The organism is Mangrovitalea sediminis (assembly GCF_002514725.1).
Lineage (GTDB): Bacteria > Pseudomonadota > Gammaproteobacteria > Pseudomonadales > Oleiphilaceae > Mangrovitalea > Mangrovitalea sediminis.
Window position 1 is genome coordinate 426,245 of sequence record NZ_NTLB01000003.1, and the last position, 19,408, is coordinate 445,652.

At 58.7% G+C, this 19,408-nt stretch carries 19 protein-coding genes and 1 pseudogene; 14 read left to right on the plus strand and 6 right to left on the minus strand.

Annotation, left to right across the window (positions count from 1 at the left end; all coding sequences use genetic code 11):
• The first annotated feature begins 78 nt into the window (after positions 1-78).
• From accA to CLR77_RS08950, 14 genes and pseudogenes are all read left to right on the plus strand, one after another.
• The gene (accA, locus tag CLR77_RS08885) at positions 79-1,032 is read left to right on the plus strand and encodes an acetyl-CoA carboxylase carboxyl transferase subunit alpha (RefSeq protein WP_097460263.1); all 954 of its coding nucleotides are present in this window, start codon (positions 79-81) and stop codon (positions 1,030-1,032) included.
• Positions 1,016-2,347: a tRNA lysidine(34) synthetase TilS gene (gene tilS / locus CLR77_RS08890; RefSeq protein ID WP_097460264.1), complete on the plus strand. Its 1,332-nt coding sequence runs from the start codon at positions 1,016-1,018 to the stop codon at positions 2,345-2,347. Before accA ends, tilS begins: the two co-directional genes overlap by 17 nt.
• Positions 2,348-2,476: 129 nt before the next feature.
• Entirely contained in the window at positions 2,477-4,102 is a 1,626-nt protein-coding gene (locus tag CLR77_RS08895; protein ID WP_097460265.1) for a CTP synthase, read from the plus strand.
• Between the two features lie 92 nt (positions 4,103-4,194).
• Positions 4,195-5,043, plus strand: a complete 849-nt coding sequence (gene kdsA / locus CLR77_RS08900; RefSeq protein WP_097460266.1) for a 3-deoxy-8-phosphooctulonate synthase — start codon at positions 4,195-4,197, stop codon at positions 5,041-5,043.
• 124 nt (positions 5,044-5,167) lie between these two features.
• Positions 5,168-6,463, plus strand: coding sequence for a phosphopyruvate hydratase (eno, locus tag CLR77_RS08905; RefSeq protein ID WP_097460267.1), 1,296 nt, complete (start codon positions 5,168-5,170; stop codon positions 6,461-6,463).
• An 87-nt stretch (positions 6,464-6,550) separates the two neighbouring features.
• The gene (gene ftsB / locus CLR77_RS08910; protein WP_097460268.1) at positions 6,551-6,823 is read left to right on the plus strand and encodes a cell division protein FtsB; all 273 of its coding nucleotides are present in this window, start codon (positions 6,551-6,553) and stop codon (positions 6,821-6,823) included.
• Positions 6,824-6,855: 32 nt separating this feature from the next.
• A complete protein-coding gene (gene ispD / locus CLR77_RS08915) occupies positions 6,856-7,557 on the plus strand; it encodes a 2-C-methyl-D-erythritol 4-phosphate cytidylyltransferase (RefSeq protein ID WP_097460269.1) in 702 nt (233 codons plus the stop codon).
• 2 nt (positions 7,558-7,559) lie between these two features.
• The gene (gene ispF / locus CLR77_RS08920) at positions 7,560-8,051 is read left to right on the plus strand and encodes a 2-C-methyl-D-erythritol 2,4-cyclodiphosphate synthase (RefSeq protein ID WP_097460270.1); all 492 of its coding nucleotides are present in this window, start codon (positions 7,560-7,562) and stop codon (positions 8,049-8,051) included.
• Positions 8,048-9,019: a tRNA pseudouridine(13) synthase TruD gene (truD, locus tag CLR77_RS08925; protein WP_227519859.1), complete on the plus strand. Its 972-nt coding sequence runs from the start codon at positions 8,048-8,050 to the stop codon at positions 9,017-9,019. Before ispF ends, truD begins: the two co-directional genes overlap by 4 nt.
• Before the next feature lie 133 nt (positions 9,020-9,152).
• Positions 9,153-9,905, plus strand: a complete 753-nt coding sequence (gene surE / locus CLR77_RS08930; RefSeq protein ID WP_097460272.1) for a 5'/3'-nucleotidase SurE — start codon at positions 9,153-9,155, stop codon at positions 9,903-9,905.
• A complete protein-coding gene (locus CLR77_RS08935) occupies positions 9,902-10,558 on the plus strand; it encodes a protein-L-isoaspartate(D-aspartate) O-methyltransferase (RefSeq protein WP_097460273.1) in 657 nt (218 codons plus the stop codon). Before surE ends, CLR77_RS08935 begins: the two co-directional genes overlap by 4 nt.
• An 831-nt stretch (positions 10,559-11,389) precedes the next feature.
• Positions 11,390-11,755: pseudogene (locus CLR77_RS20295) on the plus strand (peptidoglycan DD-metalloendopeptidase family protein); the annotation flags it as partial.
• Between the two features lie 77 nt (positions 11,756-11,832).
• On the plus strand, positions 11,833-12,828 hold the full coding sequence (rpoS, locus tag CLR77_RS08945; protein ID WP_097460275.1) for an RNA polymerase sigma factor RpoS: 996 nt from the start codon (positions 11,833-11,835) through the stop codon (positions 12,826-12,828).
• Between the two features lie 410 nt (positions 12,829-13,238).
• The gene (locus tag CLR77_RS08950) at positions 13,239-13,811 is read left to right on the plus strand and encodes a chalcone isomerase family protein (protein WP_097460276.1); all 573 of its coding nucleotides are present in this window, start codon (positions 13,239-13,241) and stop codon (positions 13,809-13,811) included.
• Between the two features lie 113 nt (positions 13,812-13,924).
• Here CLR77_RS08950 and nth read toward each other — a convergent pair whose 3' ends face one another.
• The 6 genes from nth to rsxB form a co-directional block, all read right to left on the minus strand.
• Positions 13,925-14,563 (minus strand): endonuclease III, encoded by a 639-nt coding sequence (nth, locus tag CLR77_RS08955; protein WP_097460277.1) that lies wholly within the window; start codon positions 14,561-14,563, stop codon positions 13,925-13,927.
• Positions 14,564-14,571: 8 nt separating this feature from the next.
• The gene (locus CLR77_RS08960; RefSeq protein ID WP_097460278.1) at positions 14,572-15,333 is read right to left on the minus strand and encodes an electron transport complex subunit E; all 762 of its coding nucleotides are present in this window, start codon (positions 15,331-15,333) and stop codon (positions 14,572-14,574) included.
• 63 nt (positions 15,334-15,396) lie between these two features.
• Positions 15,397-16,041: an electron transport complex subunit RsxG gene (gene rsxG, locus CLR77_RS08965; protein WP_097460279.1), complete on the minus strand. Its 645-nt coding sequence runs from the start codon at positions 16,039-16,041 to the stop codon at positions 15,397-15,399.
• Position 16,042: 1 nt separating this feature from the next.
• A complete protein-coding gene (rsxD, locus tag CLR77_RS08970; RefSeq protein ID WP_097460280.1) occupies positions 16,043-17,101 on the minus strand; it encodes an electron transport complex subunit RsxD in 1,059 nt (352 codons plus the stop codon).
• On the minus strand, positions 17,094-18,830 hold the full coding sequence (gene rsxC / locus CLR77_RS08975; RefSeq protein WP_097460281.1) for an electron transport complex subunit RsxC: 1,737 nt from the start codon (positions 18,828-18,830) through the stop codon (positions 17,094-17,096). The genes rsxD and rsxC overlap by 8 nt, the downstream gene beginning before the upstream one ends.
• Positions 18,830-19,405: an electron transport complex subunit RsxB gene (gene rsxB / locus CLR77_RS08980; RefSeq protein WP_097460282.1), complete on the minus strand. Its 576-nt coding sequence runs from the start codon at positions 19,403-19,405 to the stop codon at positions 18,830-18,832. Before rsxB ends, rsxC begins: the two co-directional genes overlap by 1 nt.
• Between the last annotated feature and the right edge of the window lie 3 nt (positions 19,406-19,408).

The window sequence follows — 19,408 nt, forward strand, 5'->3', positions numbered from 1 at the left end:
TTCTCATTCCAAGTGAGATGAAACAGGTTGGTAGCGCCACTGGCGGACCACAGAAGCTGCCAAGCATAACGGAGAGTCATGAATCCTTATTACCTGGATTTCGAGCAGCCCATTGCCGAGCTTGAGGCCAAAATCGAAGAGCTTCGCTTGGTGGGCAACGACACGGATATCAATATCAACGATGAGATCAATCGGCTGAAAAGCAAGAGTGTCAGCCTGACGGAGACGATTTTCTCCGATCTCACGCCCTGGGATATCACGCGCCTTGCCCGGCACCCAAAGCGGCCGTATACCCTGGACTACGTTGATTTGATCTTTGATGATTTTGACGAGTTGCACGGTGATCGGCGTTTTGCTGACGATCACGCTATCGTTGGAGGGATTGCGCGTCTCGAGGGCGAACCGGTCATGATTATCGGTCACCAGAAGGGGCGTGAAGTTAAGGAAAAGGTCAAACGCAACTTCGGTATGCCTCGTCCGGAAGGTTATCGGAAGGCCTGTCGACTGATGGAGATGGCGGAGCGCTTTAACATGCCGATCCTGACCTTCATCGATACGCCGGGTGCTTATCCGGGTATTGGTGCGGAGGAGCGTGGACAGAGTGAGGCTATCGCCTGGAATCTGGCCCTGATGTCGCGTCTCAAGGTGCCGGTCCTGTCGACGGTGATCGGTGAGGGCGGCTCCGGTGGGGCCTTGGCTATCGGCGTCTGCGACCGGCTGTATATGTTGCAGTACTCTATCTACTCCGTCATTTCGCCGGAGGGCTGTGCCTCCATTCTCTGGAAGAGCGCAGAGTATGCCTCGCAAGCCGCGGAAGCTATGGGTGTTGCGGCAGAGCGCCTCAAGGCCCTGGGTGTTGCGGACCGGGTGATCGGTGAGCCGCTGGGCGGCGCGCATCGCAATCCCGAGCTGATGGCAACGCACCTGAAGGCCGCCTTGGTCGAAGGGCTGGCCGAGCTCAAGGGCATTCCTTCCGATGAATTGGTGCAGCGCCGCTACGAGCGTTTGACTGCCTATGACAGCGGGCGCTGACTGGCAACAGCCTGCGTCCTGGCCGGACATCCTGCGGGATGCCATGCAAAGCCTGCCCACCGCTACGCGCTGGTGGGTCGGGCTGAGCGGAGGCCTTGATTCCATTTTTCTGCTGCACGTTGCAAGGGCCTGGATTCGTTATCAGGGGTTGCCTGTTGCCTTGCATGCGGTGCATGTCAATCACCAGCTCAGTGCCCGTTCGCCGGTATGGCAAGCCTTCTGCGAGAAGACTTGTGCGGGGCTGGATGTTCCGCTCGTCAGTGAAGCCGTTCTGATCGCGCCGGAAGGCGTGGGGGTTGAGGCCGAAGCCCGGCGGATGCGTTACCAGGTTTTCCAGCGCCTCTTGGAGGCGGGAGACCTTCTTTTGCTGGCGCATCACGCGGACGATCAGGCGGAAACGCTTCTGTATCGTCTGATGCGGGGTTCCGGTGTGCGCGGCCTGGCGGCGATGCCGGCGCAGCGGCGCTTGGGCGAAGGGCGTCTGATGCGCCCGTTGCTGACATTGTCCCGTGCCTTTATCGAAACCCAGGCGAAGGCCTGGGGATTGGACTGGCATGACGATGAGTCCAACCTGGATGTCGGTTTCGACCGGAACTTTCTGCGTCACCGTGTGCTGCCGGTGCTCGGTGAGCGCTGGCCTCATGTTGTCGATAGCCTGTCGCAAGTCGCCGAGGCTTGTGGCGAGGCGGATGCCCTATTGGGCGAACTGGCTGAAATCGATGCTGACAGCGCTTGTCATGCGGATGGCCAGTTGTTGTGTGCGCCGTTGGCGTCCCTGTCGACGCGTCGCCAAATGAACCTCATGCGCTACTGGCTTCGGAAGCAGGGCGTGCAACCGCCGGGGCGGCAACGCCTTCTGGCGGGTGTGGCGATGTTGTTGCAGGCTGGCGAAGATCGGCAGCCTGCGTTGGAATGGCCGGGCTGGTCGGTGCGCCGTTACCGGGGTGCCTTGTACCTGGTTCGCCGCATCGCCGAGTCGCCTGAGGCCCGCGAATGGGATCTTCGGCAAGCTCTGTCGTGGGCGGGTGGCCGTCTATTCGTTAAGGGTGTTGACGGCGAAGGGTTGCGCTCCGAAGTCGATCGCGTCAGGGTGTCGTTACGTCAGGGTGGCGAGCATCTCGATGTTGACGGACGGGGTTCTCGTCGTCCGTTGAAGAAGTGGTTGCAGGATCAGGGTGTTCCGCCCTGGTTGCGCACACGTCTACCGCTGCTGTGGTGGCGGGATGAGCTGGTGGCGGTCGGCGATCTTTGGGTGCACCCGGGGTATCGCGCCGCAGCCGGTGAGGCTGGTCTCAAGGTGATCTGGCAACCCTAACCAGTTGCGGATAACCGTCATTGAGGCGTTTTTGAATTGAGGGAAGGTGGGGGTTCTGGTATTCTGGCGTCCCATCTTGAGATGAAAATCTCCCACCTCCACTGACCAGTAAAATCGCACGGAAACTGCATGACGCGCTATATATTCGTCACAGGCGGTGTCGTGTCTTCTTTGGGTAAAGGTATTGCCTCCGCTTCATTGGCAGCCATTCTCGAAGCACGCGGCCTTAAGGTGACTATCCTCAAGCTGGACCCGTACATCAACGTGGACCCCGGCACTATGAGCCCGTTTCAGCACGGTGAAGTTTTCGTGACGAAAGACGGCGCGGAAACCGATCTGGATCTGGGCCACTACGAACGCTTTATTCGTACGCCGATGACCCGGCGTAACAATTTCACCAGTGGCCGGGTCTACGAAGAGGTCATCCGCAAGGAGCGTCGCGGAGACTATCTCGGCGGCACCGTGCAGGTGATTCCCCACATTACGGATGAAATCAAGCGCCGTATCGTGGAAGGCGCCGGCGAAGCCGATGTGGCCTTGGTGGAGATCGGTGGCACCGTGGGTGACATCGAGTCCCAGCCCTTCCTGGAGGCCACCCGTCAGTTGAAGGTGGAAGTCGGCTCCCAGCGCGCACTGTTCATGCACCTGACGCTGGTGCCTTACATTGCGACGGCCGGCGAAGTTAAAACCAAGCCAACCCAGCACTCCGTCAAGGAAATGCGTTCCATCGGTCTTCAGCCGGATATCCTTTTGTGCCGTTCCGAGCACGAAATCGATGCCAGCTCCCGCCGCAAGATAGCGCTATTCACCAACGTGGAAGAACGCGCTGTCATTCCGTTGCAGGATGCCAAGACCATCTACCAGATTCCGATGATGCTGCACCAGTTCGGTCTGGACGACATTATTGTCGAACGCTTCCACCTGGAGTGCGGTAAGGCCGATCTGTCCGAGTGGGAAAATGTCGTCGAGGCGCAGCTCAATCCCGAGCGGGAAGTGACTATCGCCATGGTCGGTAAGTACATGGACCTGCTCGATGCCTATAAATCATTGATTGAGGCGCTGACTCACGCCGGCATCCGGAATCGGACCAAGATCAAGACGCTGTACATCGATTCTGAAGATATCGAGCGCGATGGTACCGCAGTGCTGGAGCAGGCGGATGCCATTCTGGTACCCGGCGGTTTCGGCGAGCGTGGTGTGGAAGGCAAGATTCGGACCGTACAGTATGCCCGCGAGAACAAGATCCCGTACCTGGGTATCTGTCTCGGCATGCAGGTTGCCGTGATCGAATATGCCCGTAACGTCGCTGGTCTGACTGGGGCTCACAGCACTGAGTTCCGGGCCGATGCCAGTTATCCGGTGGTGGGGCTGATCACCGAATGGATCGATGCCGACGGTTCGGTGGAAAGGCGTGACGATGCGTCGGACCTGGGTGGCACTATGCGCCTTGGCGAGCAGAAGTGCCGGTTGGTTGAGGGCTCGACCATCGAGCAATGCTACGGCAAGCCGGTTATCGAGGAACGTCACCGTCACCGTTATGAGGTGAACAACCGTTTCGTGCCGCAACTGGAAGAGGCTGGCCTGCGTATTGCCGGGCGTTCCGAGGACGGGGCGCTGGTCGAGGTGATCGAAGTGCCGGGCCACCCCTGGTTTGTCGCGTGTCAGTTCCATCCGGAATTCACGTCGACACCGCGTGACGGTCATCCCCTGTTTGAAGGCTTTATCCGTGCGGCCAACGAGCATCACGGCAACTGATTCCGCAATCGGTATCAGGTAAAATGCGCCTTTGAACAAAGTAGCACCGGGGTTGCCGCTGACGGCGGCCCCGGGCGGAAGGACGATGGTTTATGAGTCAGAAGATTATCCGGGTCGGCGAAAATATTTCGGTTTCCAATGAGCTGCCGTTCGTGCTGTTTGGCGGCATGAATGTCCTGGAGTCCCGGGATTTGGCCATGCAGGTGGCCGAAGCCTATGTCGAGGTTACGAGTAAGCTGCGTATTCCGTATGTGTTCAAGGCCTCCTTCGACAAGGCCAATCGTTCTTCCATGTATTCCTTCCGCGGTCCGGGTCTCGATGCCGGCCTGAAGATCCTCGAAGAGATCAAGCGTACCTTCAATGTGCCGATCCTGACGGACGTGCATGAGCCGGAGCAGGCTGCTCCGGCTGCGGAGGTCTGCGACGTTATTCAGTTGCCGGCGTTCTTGTCCCGGCAGACGGATCTGGTTGTCGCCATGGCGCAGACCAAGGCCGTTATCAACATCAAAAAGGCTCAGTTCCTCGCGCCGCAGGAAATGCAGCACATCATCACCAAGTGTGCGGAGGCGGGTAACGAGCGCGTGATCCTGTGCGAACGCGGCACCAGCTTCGGCTACAACAATCTGGTGGTCGATATGTTGGGATTCGGTATCATGAAGAAGTTCGGGTATCCGGTCTTTTTCGATGTCACCCACGCGTTGCAGATGCCGGGCGGTCGTTCCGACTCTGCGGGCGGGCGTCGTGAGCAGGTGACGGAGTTGGCGCGGGCCGGTATGTCGCAGTCCCTGGCGGGGCTCTTCCTTGAGGCGCATCCTGAGCCGGAGAAAGCAAAATGCGATGGCCCCTGCGCCCTGCGGTTGAGTCAGCTGGAGCCGTTCCTGGCGCAGATCAAGGCGCTCGACGATTTGGTGAAGCAGTTTACGCCTGTCGACACGGCCTGATTTACCATCGAATACCAGGGGCTCGGCGCGATGAACGTCGGGCCTTTATTTTCTGTCCGGGCCGTTCGTTGGGCTGTCGGCACGAATAAGATTGATCAGCATCAAACTGTGGAGAACCTCAAGCATGGCAACGATTGCGGATATCAAGGCGCGCGAGATCCTGGACTCGCGTGGCAACCCCACTGTCGAAGCGGACGTGATTCTGGCGTCTGGTGTGATTGGCCGGGCCTGTGCCCCGTCCGGTGCTTCTACCGGCTCGCGCGAAGCGCTTGAGCTGCGTGACAAGGATCCCGCCCGTTATCTTGGCAAAGGTGTGCTGAAAGCCGTGCAGGCCGTCACGGGCCCCATCCGTGAGGCGCTGTTGGGCAAGGACGCGTCGCAACAACGCGTTATCGATCAGGTCATGCTCGATCTCGACGGCACTGAGAACAAGTCCAATCTCGGTGCCAACGCCATTCTGGCTGTGTCCCTGGCTGCCGCCAAGGCAGCGGCCCTGGATAAAGGTGTTCCTCTTTATGAACACCTGGCTGAAATCAATGGTACGCCGGGGCAGTTCTCCATGCCGGTTCCGATGATGAATATCCTCAATGGCGGTGAGCATGCCGACAACAACGTCGACATTCAGGAATTCATGGTACAGCCGGTAGGGGCGAAGAGCTTTGCGGAAGCCCTGCGAATGGGTGCCGAGATCTTTCACAGCCTGAAGTCGGTCCTGAAAGCGAAAGGCCTGAGCACGTCGGTTGGCGATGAAGGTGGGTTTGCGCCGGATCTGCCGTCCAACGAAGGGGCGCTGCAGGTCATTCGTGAAGCCGTCGAGCGTGCGGGCTATACGCTGGGTCAGGATGTCACTCTGGCACTGGACTGCGCGTCGTCGGAATTCTACAAAGATGGAAAATATGATCTTGCCGGCGAAGGAAAGGTCTATACTGCTGAAGAGTTTGCCGATTACCTGGACGGCCTGACCCAGCGCTTCCCGATTATTTCCATCGAAGATGGCATGGATGAGAGCGACTGGGACGGCTGGGCGGCCCTGACGAAGAAAGTCGGAGACCGTATCCAGTTGGTGGGCGACGACCTGTTTGTGACGAACACGCGAATTCTGAAAGAAGGTATCGAAAAGGGCATTGCTAACTCCATTCTGATTAAGTTCAATCAGATTGGTAGTCTGTCCGAGACGCTGGACGCCATTAAAATGGCTCGGGATGCAGGCTACACGGCCGTGATTTCCCACCGCTCGGGCGAGACCGAGGATACCACCATTGCCGATCTGGCCGTTGCGACATGCGCCGGTCAGATCAAGACGGGGTCTCTCTGCCGTTCGGATCGCGTTGCGAAATATAACCAGTTGCTCCGTATCGAGGAGGCCTTGGGAGCGAAAGCTCCTTATCGTGGTCTCAGCGAAATCAAAGGGCAGCACTAGAAGATCGGGTGGGATGCCGGGGTTGAAGATCCTGGCATCCTGCTGATGGCTTCCGGGCTAGGGTATTGTCCGGTTTGGGGATCGACGATGAAGTGGCTGTGGACGGTGTTGGTACTGTTGATCGTGCTGCTGCAGGTGCGCCTGTGGGTAGGCGAAGGCAGTTTTGCGCAGGTCTGGCAGTTGCATCATCAGATCGCCGAACAGCAGGTTGAGAACAACCAGTTGTCCGAACGCAATGCCCGCCTGCTGGCTGAGGTTGATAACCTGCGCCAGGGCAAGGGCGCCATTGAAGAACGTGCCCGTATGAATCTGGGTATGATTCGTCGGGGAGAGACCTTCTTCTGGGTCGTTAATCCCTGATGCCCCTTTCTGTAACGCGATAACCTTTCTGCATGGCTCGTCTCTGGCTGATCGTTCCCGCCGCTGGCATTGGTTCACGTATGCAGGCGGATCGCCCCAAGCAATATCTGACGATGGGCGGCCGTCTCCTGCTCGATATCACCTTACAACGCTTACTCGGTTTCCCGGCTTTCGACAGCCTATGGCTGGCGCTGCATCCAGAGGATGCGTGGTGGCATGGATCCGAGAGTGCCTCCCGTGCTGAGATCAATGTGTATACCGGCGGCGTTGAGCGGGTCGATTCAGTTTGTCGTGGGTTGGATGCCATCCGTGATAACGCTGCGCCCGATGATTGGGTCATTGTGCATGATGTTGCTCGTCCCTGTATCCGTTATGACGATCTGTCACGTTTGCTGTCTGCGCTGGAGGACGAGCCCGTGGGGGCTTTGTTGGGCGCGCCGGTGAGCGACACCGTCAAGCGTGTGGGTGATTCTGAACGGATCATGGAAACGGTTCCTCGAGAAGGGCTTTGGCGGGCATTCACGCCTCAGGTATTCCGGTTCGCCTTGCTGGATGAGGCATTGCGCGAAGCGCCTCGCAAAGGTGTTCTGGTCACCGACGAGGCGTCGGCGGTTGAGGCATTGGGTCACCGGCCGCGGATGGTCGAGGGGCATACCGACAATATCAAGGTAACGGTTCCTGCGGATCTGGCCATGGCTGCCTGGACGCTGGAGCAGATAACGAAAGGAGAATAGGGATGTGGCGAATCGGCCAAGGGGTCGACGTTCACGCTTTTGGTGACGGGGATCAGGTCACGCTGGGTGGCGTTACAATATCCCACAACCGCGGGCTGGTGGCGCACTCTGACGGCGATGTGCTGCTGCATGCTCTGGCGGATGCGCTGCTGGGTGCAGCTGCTCTCGGTGACATTGGACACTTCTTTCCTGACAGCGACCCTCGTTGGGCTGGCGCCGATAGCCGGGTCCTTTTGCGTGAAGTCGTGCGCCAGGTGCAGGCCCGAGGCTATTGTGTCGGTAACGTCGATGCCACTATCGTGGCTCAGGCGCCCCGCATGGCGCCTCATATCGATCTCATGCGGGCCAATATTGCAGAAGACCTGCACGTTGCGTTGGATGCTGTCGGGGTGAAGGCGACCACGACAGAACATCTGGGGTTTACCGGTCGTAAAGAGGGTATAGCCTGCTTTGCCGTATGCCTGCTGGCCCGCGACGGAGTGCCCTTAGCGTGAGCGCGTGGAGGCTTTCCTGGCCCGCTGCCTGGGGTGAACCTGTCGGCCGGGCAAGTATGCGGGCTCACCCGGAAGACTTCGACGTTGAGGAAGTCCTCGGTTTTCTGCCGGAAGGGCAGGGCGAGCACCTGTACATTTTCCTCGAAAAAGTGGGTGACAACACGGACTACGTGGCTCGCCAATTGGCAGAGCTGTCGGGTTGCCGTCCGATGGATGTCGGGCTGAGCGGCTTGAAAGACCGGCATGCGGTGACCCGGCAATGGTTCAGTCTCTACCGTCCCGGGATGGATGACACGGCGTTTCTGGATGGCGTCTCAGCCCGATGGAAACTGTTGTCCCATGGACGTCATCCGGTAAAGTTGCGACGGGGAACCCATTCGGCAAACCGTTTTCGTCTGGTCCTACGGGATCTGCATGCGGATGCCGTCCAGTTGCAGGCTCGATTGCAACGTATCGCTGCAGAGGGTTGCCCGAATTACTTCGGTCCTCAGCGGTTTGGCCGTGATGCCGGGAATCTGGACGCGGCGGCAAAACTTAATGCGCGGAAGTTGCGTGGAAAGGACCCCCGACGCGGGCTCTACCTTTCCGCAGCCCGCTCCTGGCTTTTCAATGAGGTCCTGGCTCAGCGCATTGCAGAGAACGACTGGCAAACTCTGAGAGCCGGGGATCCGGGAGACGGCTGTCCTACCGGTCCGCTCTTCGGCGATGGGGGTTCTTCTGCCGGCGAACCGCTGTTGTCATGGGAAAATGCGATCCTTGGCCCTCATGCGGTCTTTCGCGCGTTATTCGATGGTGCACGGATACGCCCGGAGCGCCGGCCCTTGGTGCTGCACCCCCAGGATTTCGAGTTTGAGTTGACCGAAGACCGCCTGCAGCTGCAATTTGCCTTGCCCAGCGGCAGCTTCGCCACTGCAGTGGTTGGCGAGCTGCTTGAGGTCGAAGATAAGTCGGTCAGGGTGGCTCAATAGCGCCATTCTGATTTAACACGGATGGCAACCCTGATGTTGTCGTCCCGGTCCGATAAAGGGTTCGGACCCATAATAATGAGCGTCATGCCGGTTGCGCTGCCGGCAAGTATGGCGCGGCTAGCGGAGAACGACCGTGAGATTATTGTTGTCCAACGACGACGGCGTAACGGCGCCGGGACTCCAGATACTCTATGAGACGCTCAAAGATCTGGGTGAGGTTGTCGTGGTTGCACCGGACCGTGACCATAGCGGTGCCAGCAACGCGTTGACGCTCAGTCGTCCGCTGTATCCCCAAACGCTGGCCAATGGTTTCCACAGTGTTGATGGCACCCCAACAGATTGTGTGCACCTTGCAGTAAACGGGCTTTTCGGCGAAGAGTTCGACCGGATTGTTTCCGGTATCAATACACACGCCAACCTGGGTGACGATGTCCTCTATTCCGGCACGGTGGCAGCGGCGGTAGAAGGGCGCTTCCTGGCTGGGACGGCGATTGCCGTCTCTCTCGTCAACGAGGGGCGGGAACATTACGACACTGCCGCGCGGGTCGTTCGTTGGCTGCTGGAGCAGCGTCAGGCAGATACGTTGCCTCCCCGGACGATTCTCAACATCAATGTGCCGGACCGCCCCTGGTCCGATCTCCAGGGGGTACGTGTTACGCGACTGGGGCATCGGAGCCGCAGTGGCTTGCCGCAGAAAGTGATTTGTCCCCGGGGTAAAGAACGTTACTGGATCGGTGCCGCTGGTGCTGGCGACGATGCCGGCCCGGGCACGGATTTTCATGCCGTTGAGGAAGGTTGTGTTTCAATAACGCCGATTCAGGTCGATATGACCCGTTACGATGCGTTCTCGGCCGCGACTGACTGGAGTGAGGGACTGTTGAAATGAACGCCTCTCTCGAAGGTATCGGTATGACGTCGCGTCGAACGCGACAGCGGCTGATACAGCGACTGCAGGAATCGGGGATTCGCGATCAGCGAGTCCTGGACGTGATCATGCAGACCCCGCGACACATTTTCCTTGATGAGGCCTTGTCCCACCGGGCCTACGAAGATACGGCCCTGCCCATCGGCTATAACCAGACGCTATCGCAACCTTACATCGTTGCCCGAATGACAGAATTGATGATGGCACACCAGCCCCGGCGGGTGCTTGAAATCGGGACGGGCTCGGGTTATCAGACTGCCGTGCTGGCTCAGCTCGCAACGCATGTTTACAGCCTTGAGCGGATCAAGCCGTTACAGGACCGGGCACGTGACCGGTTGGCGCAGCTGCGATTGTCGAATGTGTCACTGCGACATGCCGATGGGGGTGTCGGTTGGCCGGAAGCCGCGCCTTTCGAAGGTATCCTGATCACGGCCGCACCGACCGAGTTGCCGCGGGGCTTGATGAGCCAACTGGCTGACGGCGGGGTCATGATATTGCCGTTGGGAGACCAGCAGCAGACACTGACGCGGGTGACACGCCGTGGTGACGATTTCAGTGTCGATGCGGTAGAGCCTGTGCGGTTCGTACCTTTGTTGGGTGGCGTCATTCGGTGACGGCAGGCAAAATCCCGTTGCTTGGTCTATTCTTCTGCTGCACGTCGGTAACCTTCCTGATCTGTCGCTTTTTCGGGTCGTGCAGGGAATGCTCCAGCCGCTGACCTTTGATGGGATGGTTTCCTCGCGGATCGTGAACTTACCCGCGGTCTGGCTTCTTGGGTGTTTGGTGTCGCAGGTTACGCACCAAGTGTTACCACGAGTGTTCCGCTAGGTAACACTGTCCGAAATGACGTAACTTTAATTTGACTAAAAAATGCGCAGAGAATTAGATAGTTAAGCCATAAAGCTGAGAAAGCACCCCATTTTTTATAATATTTAACCATAAAAGAGGATTTTTAATTCCTTGCGATGTGTGAGCGCCGGATGACTCTGTGGTGTAGTAAGACCCGGCTGCAATCATGGCATTTCCTGTCGTGGTGGCCCCGTTTGACGGGCGGTGTTTGTCTATGTGCGCTGATCCTTTTCCTCTCCGGTTGTAATACCTCTGCGATCTATCAGGATAATCTCTACAATCCGCCGGTCTATTGGGGCCGACACGTTGTGCAGCAAGGCGATACGATGTATTCCGTCGCCTGGCGATACGGTCGGAACTACAAGGAATTGGCGGCCGCCAACCATATCCCTCCACCGTATAATATCTATCCAGGGGAGGTTATAAGACTCGATGTCAGAGCCTCTTCGTCACAGATCGCATCCAACGATTCCGATCGTTCGAATCCCGCCGGTTCACGCTCTCAATCTGCCGAAAAAAGCCCTCGGCCCCAGGAAAAAACCTCCAGTCGCAACATAACGTTACAAACAAAACATTACACGGCGGCTCACATTCGGTGGCAGTGGCCGCACGTTGGCCCGATTATTGCCCAATATTCCTTGAGCGGCCATGTTAACAAGGGTATCGACATTGCCGGTCAGCTAGGTGATCCGGTCCATGCAGCCGCCGACGGTGAAGTGGTCTACGCCGGCAGCGGGTTACTAGGCTACGGGGAGCTGGTCATTATCAACCATAATGAGCATTACCTGAGCGCCTATGCCCATAACAGCAAAATCCTGGTCAAGGAAGGTGAAAGGATTCGTGCTGGACAGGTGATTGCCAGGATGGGAGCAACGGGCGCCAAACGGGTCGAACTGCATTTCGAGATCCGTAGGGACGGCCAACCGGTTAACCCGGAACGCTACCTTCCGCCAAGAAAATAAACGACGACAGGCTCCCACCCATAATCAATTACAAGTCAGGTGGGGAAACCGGGGCAGTAGAAAAGGCAGGGCTAGTCATGTCAGCAGAGAGAGCAGAGAGAGAAGATTACATCGACGATGTCACCCTCGATGAGGCCGAAGAGTCCGTGATGACACTGGACGACGACAGCAGCGAAGATGACGCCACTACGTCTATCGACAAAGCGAAGCAGGGCGGTCGCTACTACAGCAACAACAACCGCCAACTGGATGCCACTCAGCTTTATCTCAATGAAATCGGTTTTTCACCGCTCCTGACTCCTGAAGAAGAAGTTTACTATGCGCGCCTGGCCCAGAAGGGTGAGGAAAGCGGTCGTAAACGCATGATCGAAAGCAACCTTCGTCTGGTGGTCAAGATTGCACGGCGTTACGTGAATCGTGGGCTGACGCTGTTGGACCTGATCGAAGAAGGTAACCTGGGCCTGATCCGCGCTGTCGAGAAATTCGACCCTGAGCGTGGGTTCCGCTTCTCTACCTATGCGACCTGGTGGATTCGCCAGACGATTGAACGGGCTATCATGAATCAGACCCGTACGATTCGCCTGCCCATCCATGTGGTCAAGGAACTGAATCTTTACCTGCGTGCTGCGCGTGAACTGACCCAAAAACTGGATCATGAGCCGAGTGCGGAGGAAATTGCCCAACTGGTCGATAAGCCGGTTGAGGATGTTAAGCGGATGTTGGGGCTCAACGAGCGCGTTACCTCGGTCGATACACCGATTGGCGTGAACGGTGACAAGTCCCTGCTGGACACGGTTGCCGACGAAGGTGCTTCCGACCCGGCGGATCTGCTGCAGGAAAATAACATGCGCGGCTGTATCGAGCGTTGGCTCGATCAACTGAGCGACAAGCAACAGGAAGTGCTGGCCCGTCGTTTCGGTCTGCGTGGTTACCAGATCAGTACGCTGGAAGAAGTTGGCCAGGAAATCGGTCTGACTCGCGAGCGGGTGCGTCAGATCCAGGTGGAAGCGCTGCGTCGTCTGCGTGAAATCCTGGAGAAGGAAGGTCTGAACGGCGCGACCTTGTTCGAGTAAATCGCTGTAGTTGTGAACGTCGTCGTCAACGTCGTTGTCAAAAAAGCCGAGCACAGGTTTATGTGCTCGGCTTTTTTTTGTGGGCGTCAGTCGGTCAGTGGCGTGCTACGCTGGACGCTGCCGAATAATTCATGTCAGATGAGAACTACATGGCAAAATCACCCCCAACAGGCTGGTAAACTGCCGTGGCCTGGCTTGTCTGCAAGGGCCTGAGTCTTCGGGTGGGTTAGCGTGAGATGTGCAACCTTTCGGGCTTGGGGGGGCAGATGCCGGTCACCGACGGGTGTGGTGTCGGTGTGTCTACCGGGGTAGTCCGGTGGCTACTCATTCCATTGGTCGGGAGGCCTCCGCGCTGTCGGTTGGACTCTTCGGTCATACCCAATAAAAAAGAGTTTAGGGACGAAGCAAAGATGAAGAAGCTTGTGCTCGCTATCGTAATGTTGTTTTCATTCGTGTCCTATGCGCAGGCGCGCATGGTCGACGATGTCAACGTTCCCGATACGTACCTGGCAGGCAACAGCCAGTTGATCCTCAACGGTGCCGGTGTCCGTTCCAAGTGGTTTATCGATCTGTACGTGGGTGGTCTCTACCTGACCAAGGCCAACCAGGATGCCCAGGCCATCATTGATGCCGATGAGCCGATGGCTATCTCCATGCACATCATCACCAGCCTGATTTCCGACAGCAAGATGCAGTCGGCCACGATGGAAGGTTTCGAGAACTCGACCAACAACAATATCAAGCCGATCAAGGCTGAAGTCGATAAGTTCATCTCGCTGTTCAAGGGCGATATCAACAAGGGCGATATCTTCACTATCGTTTATGAGCCCCAGAAAGGCATTGAACTGTATCGCAACAACAAGTTGCTGGGCACTGTGGGTGGTGGCCTGGCCTTCAAGAAAGCGGTTTTTGGTATCTGGCTGTGCGACAAGCCAGCTCAGAAAGACCTGAAGCAGGAAATGCTGGGTAAGAAAGACAGCTAAGTTTTCCGGTTGTCGAGAAAAGCCCTGGCGATGCCAGGGCTTTTTGCGTTTCAGGCGAGAGCGATGCGGCCGGGGCTGCGTCCTCATGCCGTCGAAAGTGGCAGAGTCATACCCTACAGATACTCCCGTTTATCCTTGAACTCACAAAGGTCTTCTATCAGGCAGGCCCCGCAGCGTGGTTTCCGTGCCGTGCAGGTATAGCGTCCATGCAGGATCAGCCAGTGGTGCGCGTCGTGCAGAAACTCCTTGGGGACCAGTCTGACCAGCCGCTTCTCCACTTCCAGGACGTTTTTGCCCGGTGCGATACCCGTGCGGTTGGACACGCGAAAAATATGCGTATCAACGGCCATGGTTGGCTGGCCGAAAGCGGTATTGAGAACGACGTTGGCCGTTTTGCGGCCTACGCCGGGCAAGGCTTCCAGGGCTTCCCGGTTGTCCGGGACTTCGCCGTCGAAACGTTCCAGCAGCAGACGGCAGGTCTCGATAATGTTTTTCGCCTTGCTGTTGAACAGACCGATGGTCTTCACGTACTCCTTCAATCCGTCTTCACCAAGGTCGAGGATTGCCTGCGGGGTATTGGCCACGGGGAAGAGCTTTTCTGTGGCCTTGTTAACGCCTTTGTCGGTCGCCTGCGCCGAAAGAATCACCGCAACCAGTAATTCGAAAGGCGTGCTGTACTGGAGTTCGGTGGTCGGTTTGGGGTTGGCCGCCTGGAGGCGCCGGAAAATGTCGGTGCGTTTTTCGCGATTCATGGGGCCGCTTAGAGATTTTGGGTGGGAATCAGCGCGTCCTGTCCCTCACGGGCCTGGGTCGATTGGCCTGTGACCCGGATGCGCACGCGTTGTACCGAAGGCTCCACAGCCACCTGCCGGGCACGGGCTTGACGAATACGGTTGTCGATGACGTTCTTGAGTGCCATCAGCAGTCCCATGGCGATGAAGGCGCCTGGGGGCAGAACGGCGAACAATACCTTGGCGTAGTCGTGGAAAACGACGATTTCCCAGTGCTGGGCAGCCGGTCCGAACAACAGCTGCATATTGGCGAAAAGGGTGCCTTGGCCGATCAGTTCACGTATGCCTCCAAGAACAACCAAAACGGCGCTGAAACCGACCCCCATCATTAGCCCGTCGATCAGGGCCGGCAGGACCGGCTGGCGAGAGGCGAAAGCGTCGGCACGCCCGAGGATCATGCAATTGGTGACGATGAGCGGAATGAAAATACCCAGTATCTGGTACAGCGGATAGGCATATGCCTGCATCAGGAGTTCGGCGCAGGTGACAAAGGCGGCGATAATCATGACGAAGGCCGGCAGCCGTACGGCCGCGGGTACGTAGTGCCGCAGGATGGATACCGCCAGATTGGAGCCGGTGAGCACGAGGGTGGTGGCTATTCCGAGCCCGAGCGCGTTGACCACGGTACCGGTCACCGCCAGCGCGGGGCACAGTCCCAACACTTGGACCAGCGCGGGGTTGTTGTGCCAGAGGCCGTCTTTGGCAATCTTCAGGAGCGAGGGCGTTTCCATGGTTGTGTGCTGTCCGGCGTCTGGGTTTTCCAATTCCTGAGAGTGTGTCTGCGTGTTCTCTAACTATTGGGATGGCAACTGCTGCATATTCCCTGTCAGCAAGGCATCCCGGTGTTGTCGAAAATACCGCAAAGCCCCGTAAACCGCACCTACGACCGCTCTGGGGGTGATGGTGGCGCCGGTAAACTGGTCGAAGTCGCCGCCATCCTTCCTGACTTTCCAGTCGCTTGGGCCGGGATTGTCCAGGGATTTGCCGTCGAAGGACAGAACCCAGTTCGATTTCTTTAACTCGATTCGATCCCCAAGGCCCGGCGTTTCGTGGTTTTCGATCACACGAACGCCGAGGATCTTGCCGTCCCTTTCGATGCCGACCAGCAGGCGGATGGCACCGGAATAGCCATCGGGTGCGATGACAGGCAGGATAATGGCCGTGGGATGTCCCTTGAGGCGTGCGATATACGCATCGGCAGGTTTGTCCAGGCCCAGAGCCTCAATGGCCGGAAGTCGCAGGGTGGAGGCCAGGATGTCATTGTCATGCAGGCGTCTTGGTACTATGGCAAGCAGCGCACCTGCCTGAGCCCGGCGTGCCTGCTGCTCGATGCGACTGGCCGTCAGGTGGTGAACCAATGCAATAGCGCCCGCCGTAAAGAGCGCGAACAAGGCCAGACCGATGGCGTTGTGGAGGATGGAACGTTGCAGTGTCGGCATCTTAGTTTCCGGGTCCCATTCCGCGTTTGGGGGCCTTGTGGCCATAGGCACGCGGACGGGTATAGTAGTCGATCAACGGTGCAGCGAAATTCATGAGCAGGACTGCAAACGCAACGGCATCCGGATAGGTGCCATAGGCGCGGATGACGTACAGCAGAATACCGATGCCGGCACCGTAGACCAGCTTGCCGGTATGGCTGGAGGCCGCCGTGACCGGATCCGTCGCGATAAAGAAAGCGCCCAGCATGGTTCCCCCGGCCAGCAGGTGCAGACTCAGGGGGATGGAGCGGTCCGGGTCCCAGCCGATAGCCGCGCCCAGCAGGATCAGTGCCCCCAGCAAGCCTGCCGGAATATGCCAACTGATAATGCGGCGATACAGCAGGAATAAACCTCCCAGCAGGAATCCGCCGTTAACCCATTCCCAGCCATAGGCCACGAAGTGACCGAAAACCGGATTTTCCAGAATGGTCTGGGACAGGTGGCGGCCGATCTGGTGCTTATAGACGTCCAGGGGTGTGGCCATGGTGATAGCATCCACCCCCGCACCGGTGGCGCTCTGCCGGTTGCCGAAGATCTGGTGAAGCGTCTGGGGCAAGGATAGCGGGTGTTGCAGGAAGCTGTCCGGCGTCGGCCAGTTGGTGGTCATGGCGACGGGGAAGGAGACCAACACCAGGGCATAGCCGACCATGGCCGGGTTGAAGGGATTGAAGCCCAGGCCGCCGTAGAGCTGTTTGGCGAGAACTATGGCGGCGATGACGGCCACCAGCGATGTCCACCAGGGCACCAGGGGCGGCAGTGACAGTCCGAGTAGCCAACCGGTGACCACCGCACTCCAGTCGCCCAGATAGAAGGCCAGGGGGCGTTTGCGCAACCATAGGACCGCCGCTTCGGCGACCACTGCCAGGGTGGCACACCAAAAGACATTGATCAGGTTGCCCCAGCCAAAAAAGACCGTCTGCGCGGCGAGGCCAGGCAGTGTGGCAAGGATGAGCCACTGCATGACGCGGTCTGTACGCTGTGGACCATGCATAAAGGGCGAGGAGCGAAGCCGGTCAGTCATGTCTCTCGGCATCCGTGGACGGGGATTCTACGGCAGCTCGCAAGCTGGCAATGCGGGCTTCCTGCCGGGCGATGGAATCGAGCAGGCGGGTGTGGCGTCGCGGATCGCTGTCCGCATCCACTTCAGCCAGCGTGGACTTCAGTTCCTTCAGGCGTTCTTCTGCGTTGGCCAACTGTTTGCGTTTGACGGTTGCCTCGTCGGTTGCCGTGCGTTTTTGTTGGCGCTCGACGGCGGCGCGCACCGCGGCCGCCTTGGCGGCTTTGTCGTCCGTTGCGATTTGGGCTGCCGTCGATCGCTGAGCCAAGGCTTCGGCCCGCGCGCGGCGACGAGCTTCCTGTTCTTCCTGTTCCCGCTGCATTCGTTCCTGGTGAGCCTCAAAGCGTTGACGGGCCTGATCGGCTTTGGTTTTCTCCTGACGTAGAGCCCTGATTTCCCCTTTGGCGTGGCGATAGTGCTGCACCAGGGGTATATGGCTGGGGCAAACATAGGCGCAGGCACCACATTCGATGCAGTCGAACAGATTGAAGGCTTCGGCCTTGTCCCATTCCCCGGCGTTTGCAAACCAGAAAAGCTGTTGAGGAAGCAAGCTGGCTGGGCAGGCATCGGCGCAGTACCCGCAACGGATGCAGGCCCGTGCGGGTGGCGGTGTCGGCAGTTCCGCTTCGGAGGCGGCGATCAGACAGGCGCTGGTCTTGATCACGGGAATGTCTGTCGATGGGAGTGTGAATCCCATCAAGGGCCCGCCGCAGATCAGTCGGTCCGCTTGTCCGGAGAGTCCCGTGTGCTTCAGCAGGTGACTGAACGGGGTGCCCAACAGGACTTCCACATTGCCCGGATTGGCCACCCGATCACCGGTGATGGTAACAATGCGCGAGATCAGGGGTTCGCCATGGCGGATTGCCCGTTCTACGGCCGCGGCGGTTGCCACATTCTGACAGATCACGCCGATATCCGCCGGTCGGCCCCCACTGGGCACCTCGCGGCCAGTCAGTAGTTGGATGAGCTGGCGCTCTCCGCCTGACGGATAGCGGGCCGGCAGCGTCACGACCTGTATGTCGCGTTCGCTGCAGACGGCGTGCATGGCCGCAATGGCCTCAGGTTTGTCATCTTCGATGGCAATAAGCACCCTCTGCGGGCGGGTGATAAAGGCCAGTATGTCTGCGCCGTCGGCAACCGCTTTGGCCCGTTCGCGCATAAGCATGTCATCGGCGCTGATGTAGGGTTCGCACTCGGCGCCGTTGAGGATTAGCGTATGTATCGTCGATTCCACGCCGGTGCGGAGTTTGTTCGCGGTTGGGAAACCGGCTCCGCCCAGACCGGCAATGCCAGCGTCATGAAGGCGCTCCAGCAGTTGGAAGGTCGTCAGGGACCGGTAATCCTCGAAACCCTGGCAATCGGTCCAGCAATCCCTGCCATCGGGAACCAGGCGGATACAGGGTTCGCTGAGTCCGGAGGGATGGGGCACCGGGTGGTCGAACAGGGCATCGATGCGACCGGAGGTTGGTGCATGGATGGGAACCCCTGAACGCCCATTGACGGTGGCGATGCACTGGCCTTTCAGAACATGGTCGCCGACAGCGACGCAGGGGACCGCCAGTGAGCCGATATGCTGGCGCAGGGGCAGGATCAATGCCTCGGGCAGCGGTAGCTGGCGAATAGGTTGTTGGGTGGAGCGCTCTTTATGGGCAGGCGGATGTATGCCGCCGGGAAAACGGCCGGGCAGTTGCATCAGGCAGCTTCTCCCCGATCCTTGTCACTGGCGATCAGGACCTCCGGGGCTGTCCAGTGCCAGCTGTCCAGGGTCGGCTCCAGGGTCACCATATCGATGCAGTCGACGGGGCAGGGTTCGACGCATAGGTCGCAGCCGGTGCATTCACTTTCGATCACGGTATGCATGAATTTCGCCGCGCCGAGAATGGCGTCGACCGGGCAGGCCTGGATACATTTGGTGCAGCCGATGCATTCGTCCTCGCGAATACGCGCAACGCGCACCGATCCGGCGATGCCGGCGGGGTCGTCGAGCGGTTGGGGGGCCTGGCCCAGCAGGTCGGCAAGGGCCTGGACGGTCGCCGCGCCGCCAGGAGGGCATCGATTGAAGGCTTCGCCGGCAGCAATGGCTTCGGCGTAGGGATGGCAGCCGGGATGGCCGCATTGCCCGCATTGGGTCTGTGGCAGCAGGGCATCGATGCGCTCGACCAGCGGATCGCCTTCGACGTGGAACCGAACGGCAGCATAGCCCAACAGCGCGCCGAAGATCAGCGCCAGCAGCAGGACTGTGAGTGTGGCTGTGAGGATGCCCGTCATCGC

Excerpts from the sequence above, each read along its gene's own strand:
- rpoS (WP_097460275.1), top strand. The coding sequence starts at position 11,833 with ATGTCAGCAGAGAGAGCAGAGAGAGAAGATTACATCGACGATGTCACC.
- ftsB (WP_097460268.1), top strand. The coding sequence starts at position 6,551 with ATGAAGTGGCTGTGGACGGTGTTGGTACTGTTGATCGTGCTGCTGCAG.
- CLR77_RS08960 (WP_097460278.1), bottom strand. The coding sequence starts at position 15,333 with ATGGAAACGCCCTCGCTCCTGAAGATTGCCAAAGACGGCCTCTGGCAC.
- rsxB (WP_097460282.1), bottom strand. The coding sequence starts at position 19,405 with ATGACGGGCATCCTCACAGCCACACTCACAGTCCTGCTGCTGGCGCTG.
- accA (WP_097460263.1), top strand. The coding sequence starts at position 79 with ATGAATCCTTATTACCTGGATTTCGAGCAGCCCATTGCCGAGCTTGAG.
- CLR77_RS08895 (WP_097460265.1), top strand. The coding sequence starts at position 2,477 with ATGACGCGCTATATATTCGTCACAGGCGGTGTCGTGTCTTCTTTGGGT.
- rsxC (WP_097460281.1), bottom strand. The coding sequence starts at position 18,830 with ATGCAACTGCCCGGCCGTTTTCCCGGCGGCATACATCCGCCTGCCCAT.
- rsxD (WP_097460280.1), bottom strand. The coding sequence starts at position 17,101 with ATGACTGACCGGCTTCGCTCCTCGCCCTTTATGCATGGTCCACAGCGT.
- ispD (WP_097460269.1), top strand. The coding sequence starts at position 6,856 with ATGGCTCGTCTCTGGCTGATCGTTCCCGCCGCTGGCATTGGTTCACGT.
- tilS (WP_097460264.1), top strand. The coding sequence starts at position 1,016 with ATGACAGCGGGCGCTGACTGGCAACAGCCTGCGTCCTGGCCGGACATC.
- eno (WP_097460267.1), top strand. The coding sequence starts at position 5,168 with ATGGCAACGATTGCGGATATCAAGGCGCGCGAGATCCTGGACTCGCGT.
- nth (WP_097460277.1), bottom strand. The coding sequence starts at position 14,563 with ATGAATCGCGAAAAACGCACCGACATTTTCCGGCGCCTCCAGGCGGCC.
- CLR77_RS08950 (WP_097460276.1), top strand. The coding sequence starts at position 13,239 with ATGAAGAAGCTTGTGCTCGCTATCGTAATGTTGTTTTCATTCGTGTCC.
- kdsA (WP_097460266.1), top strand. The coding sequence starts at position 4,195 with ATGAGTCAGAAGATTATCCGGGTCGGCGAAAATATTTCGGTTTCCAAT.
- CLR77_RS08935 (WP_097460273.1), top strand. The coding sequence starts at position 9,902 with ATGAACGCCTCTCTCGAAGGTATCGGTATGACGTCGCGTCGAACGCGA.
- ispF (WP_097460270.1), top strand. The coding sequence starts at position 7,560 with ATGTGGCGAATCGGCCAAGGGGTCGACGTTCACGCTTTTGGTGACGGG.
- rsxG (WP_097460279.1), bottom strand. The coding sequence starts at position 16,041 with ATGCCGACACTGCAACGTTCCATCCTCCACAACGCCATCGGTCTGGCC.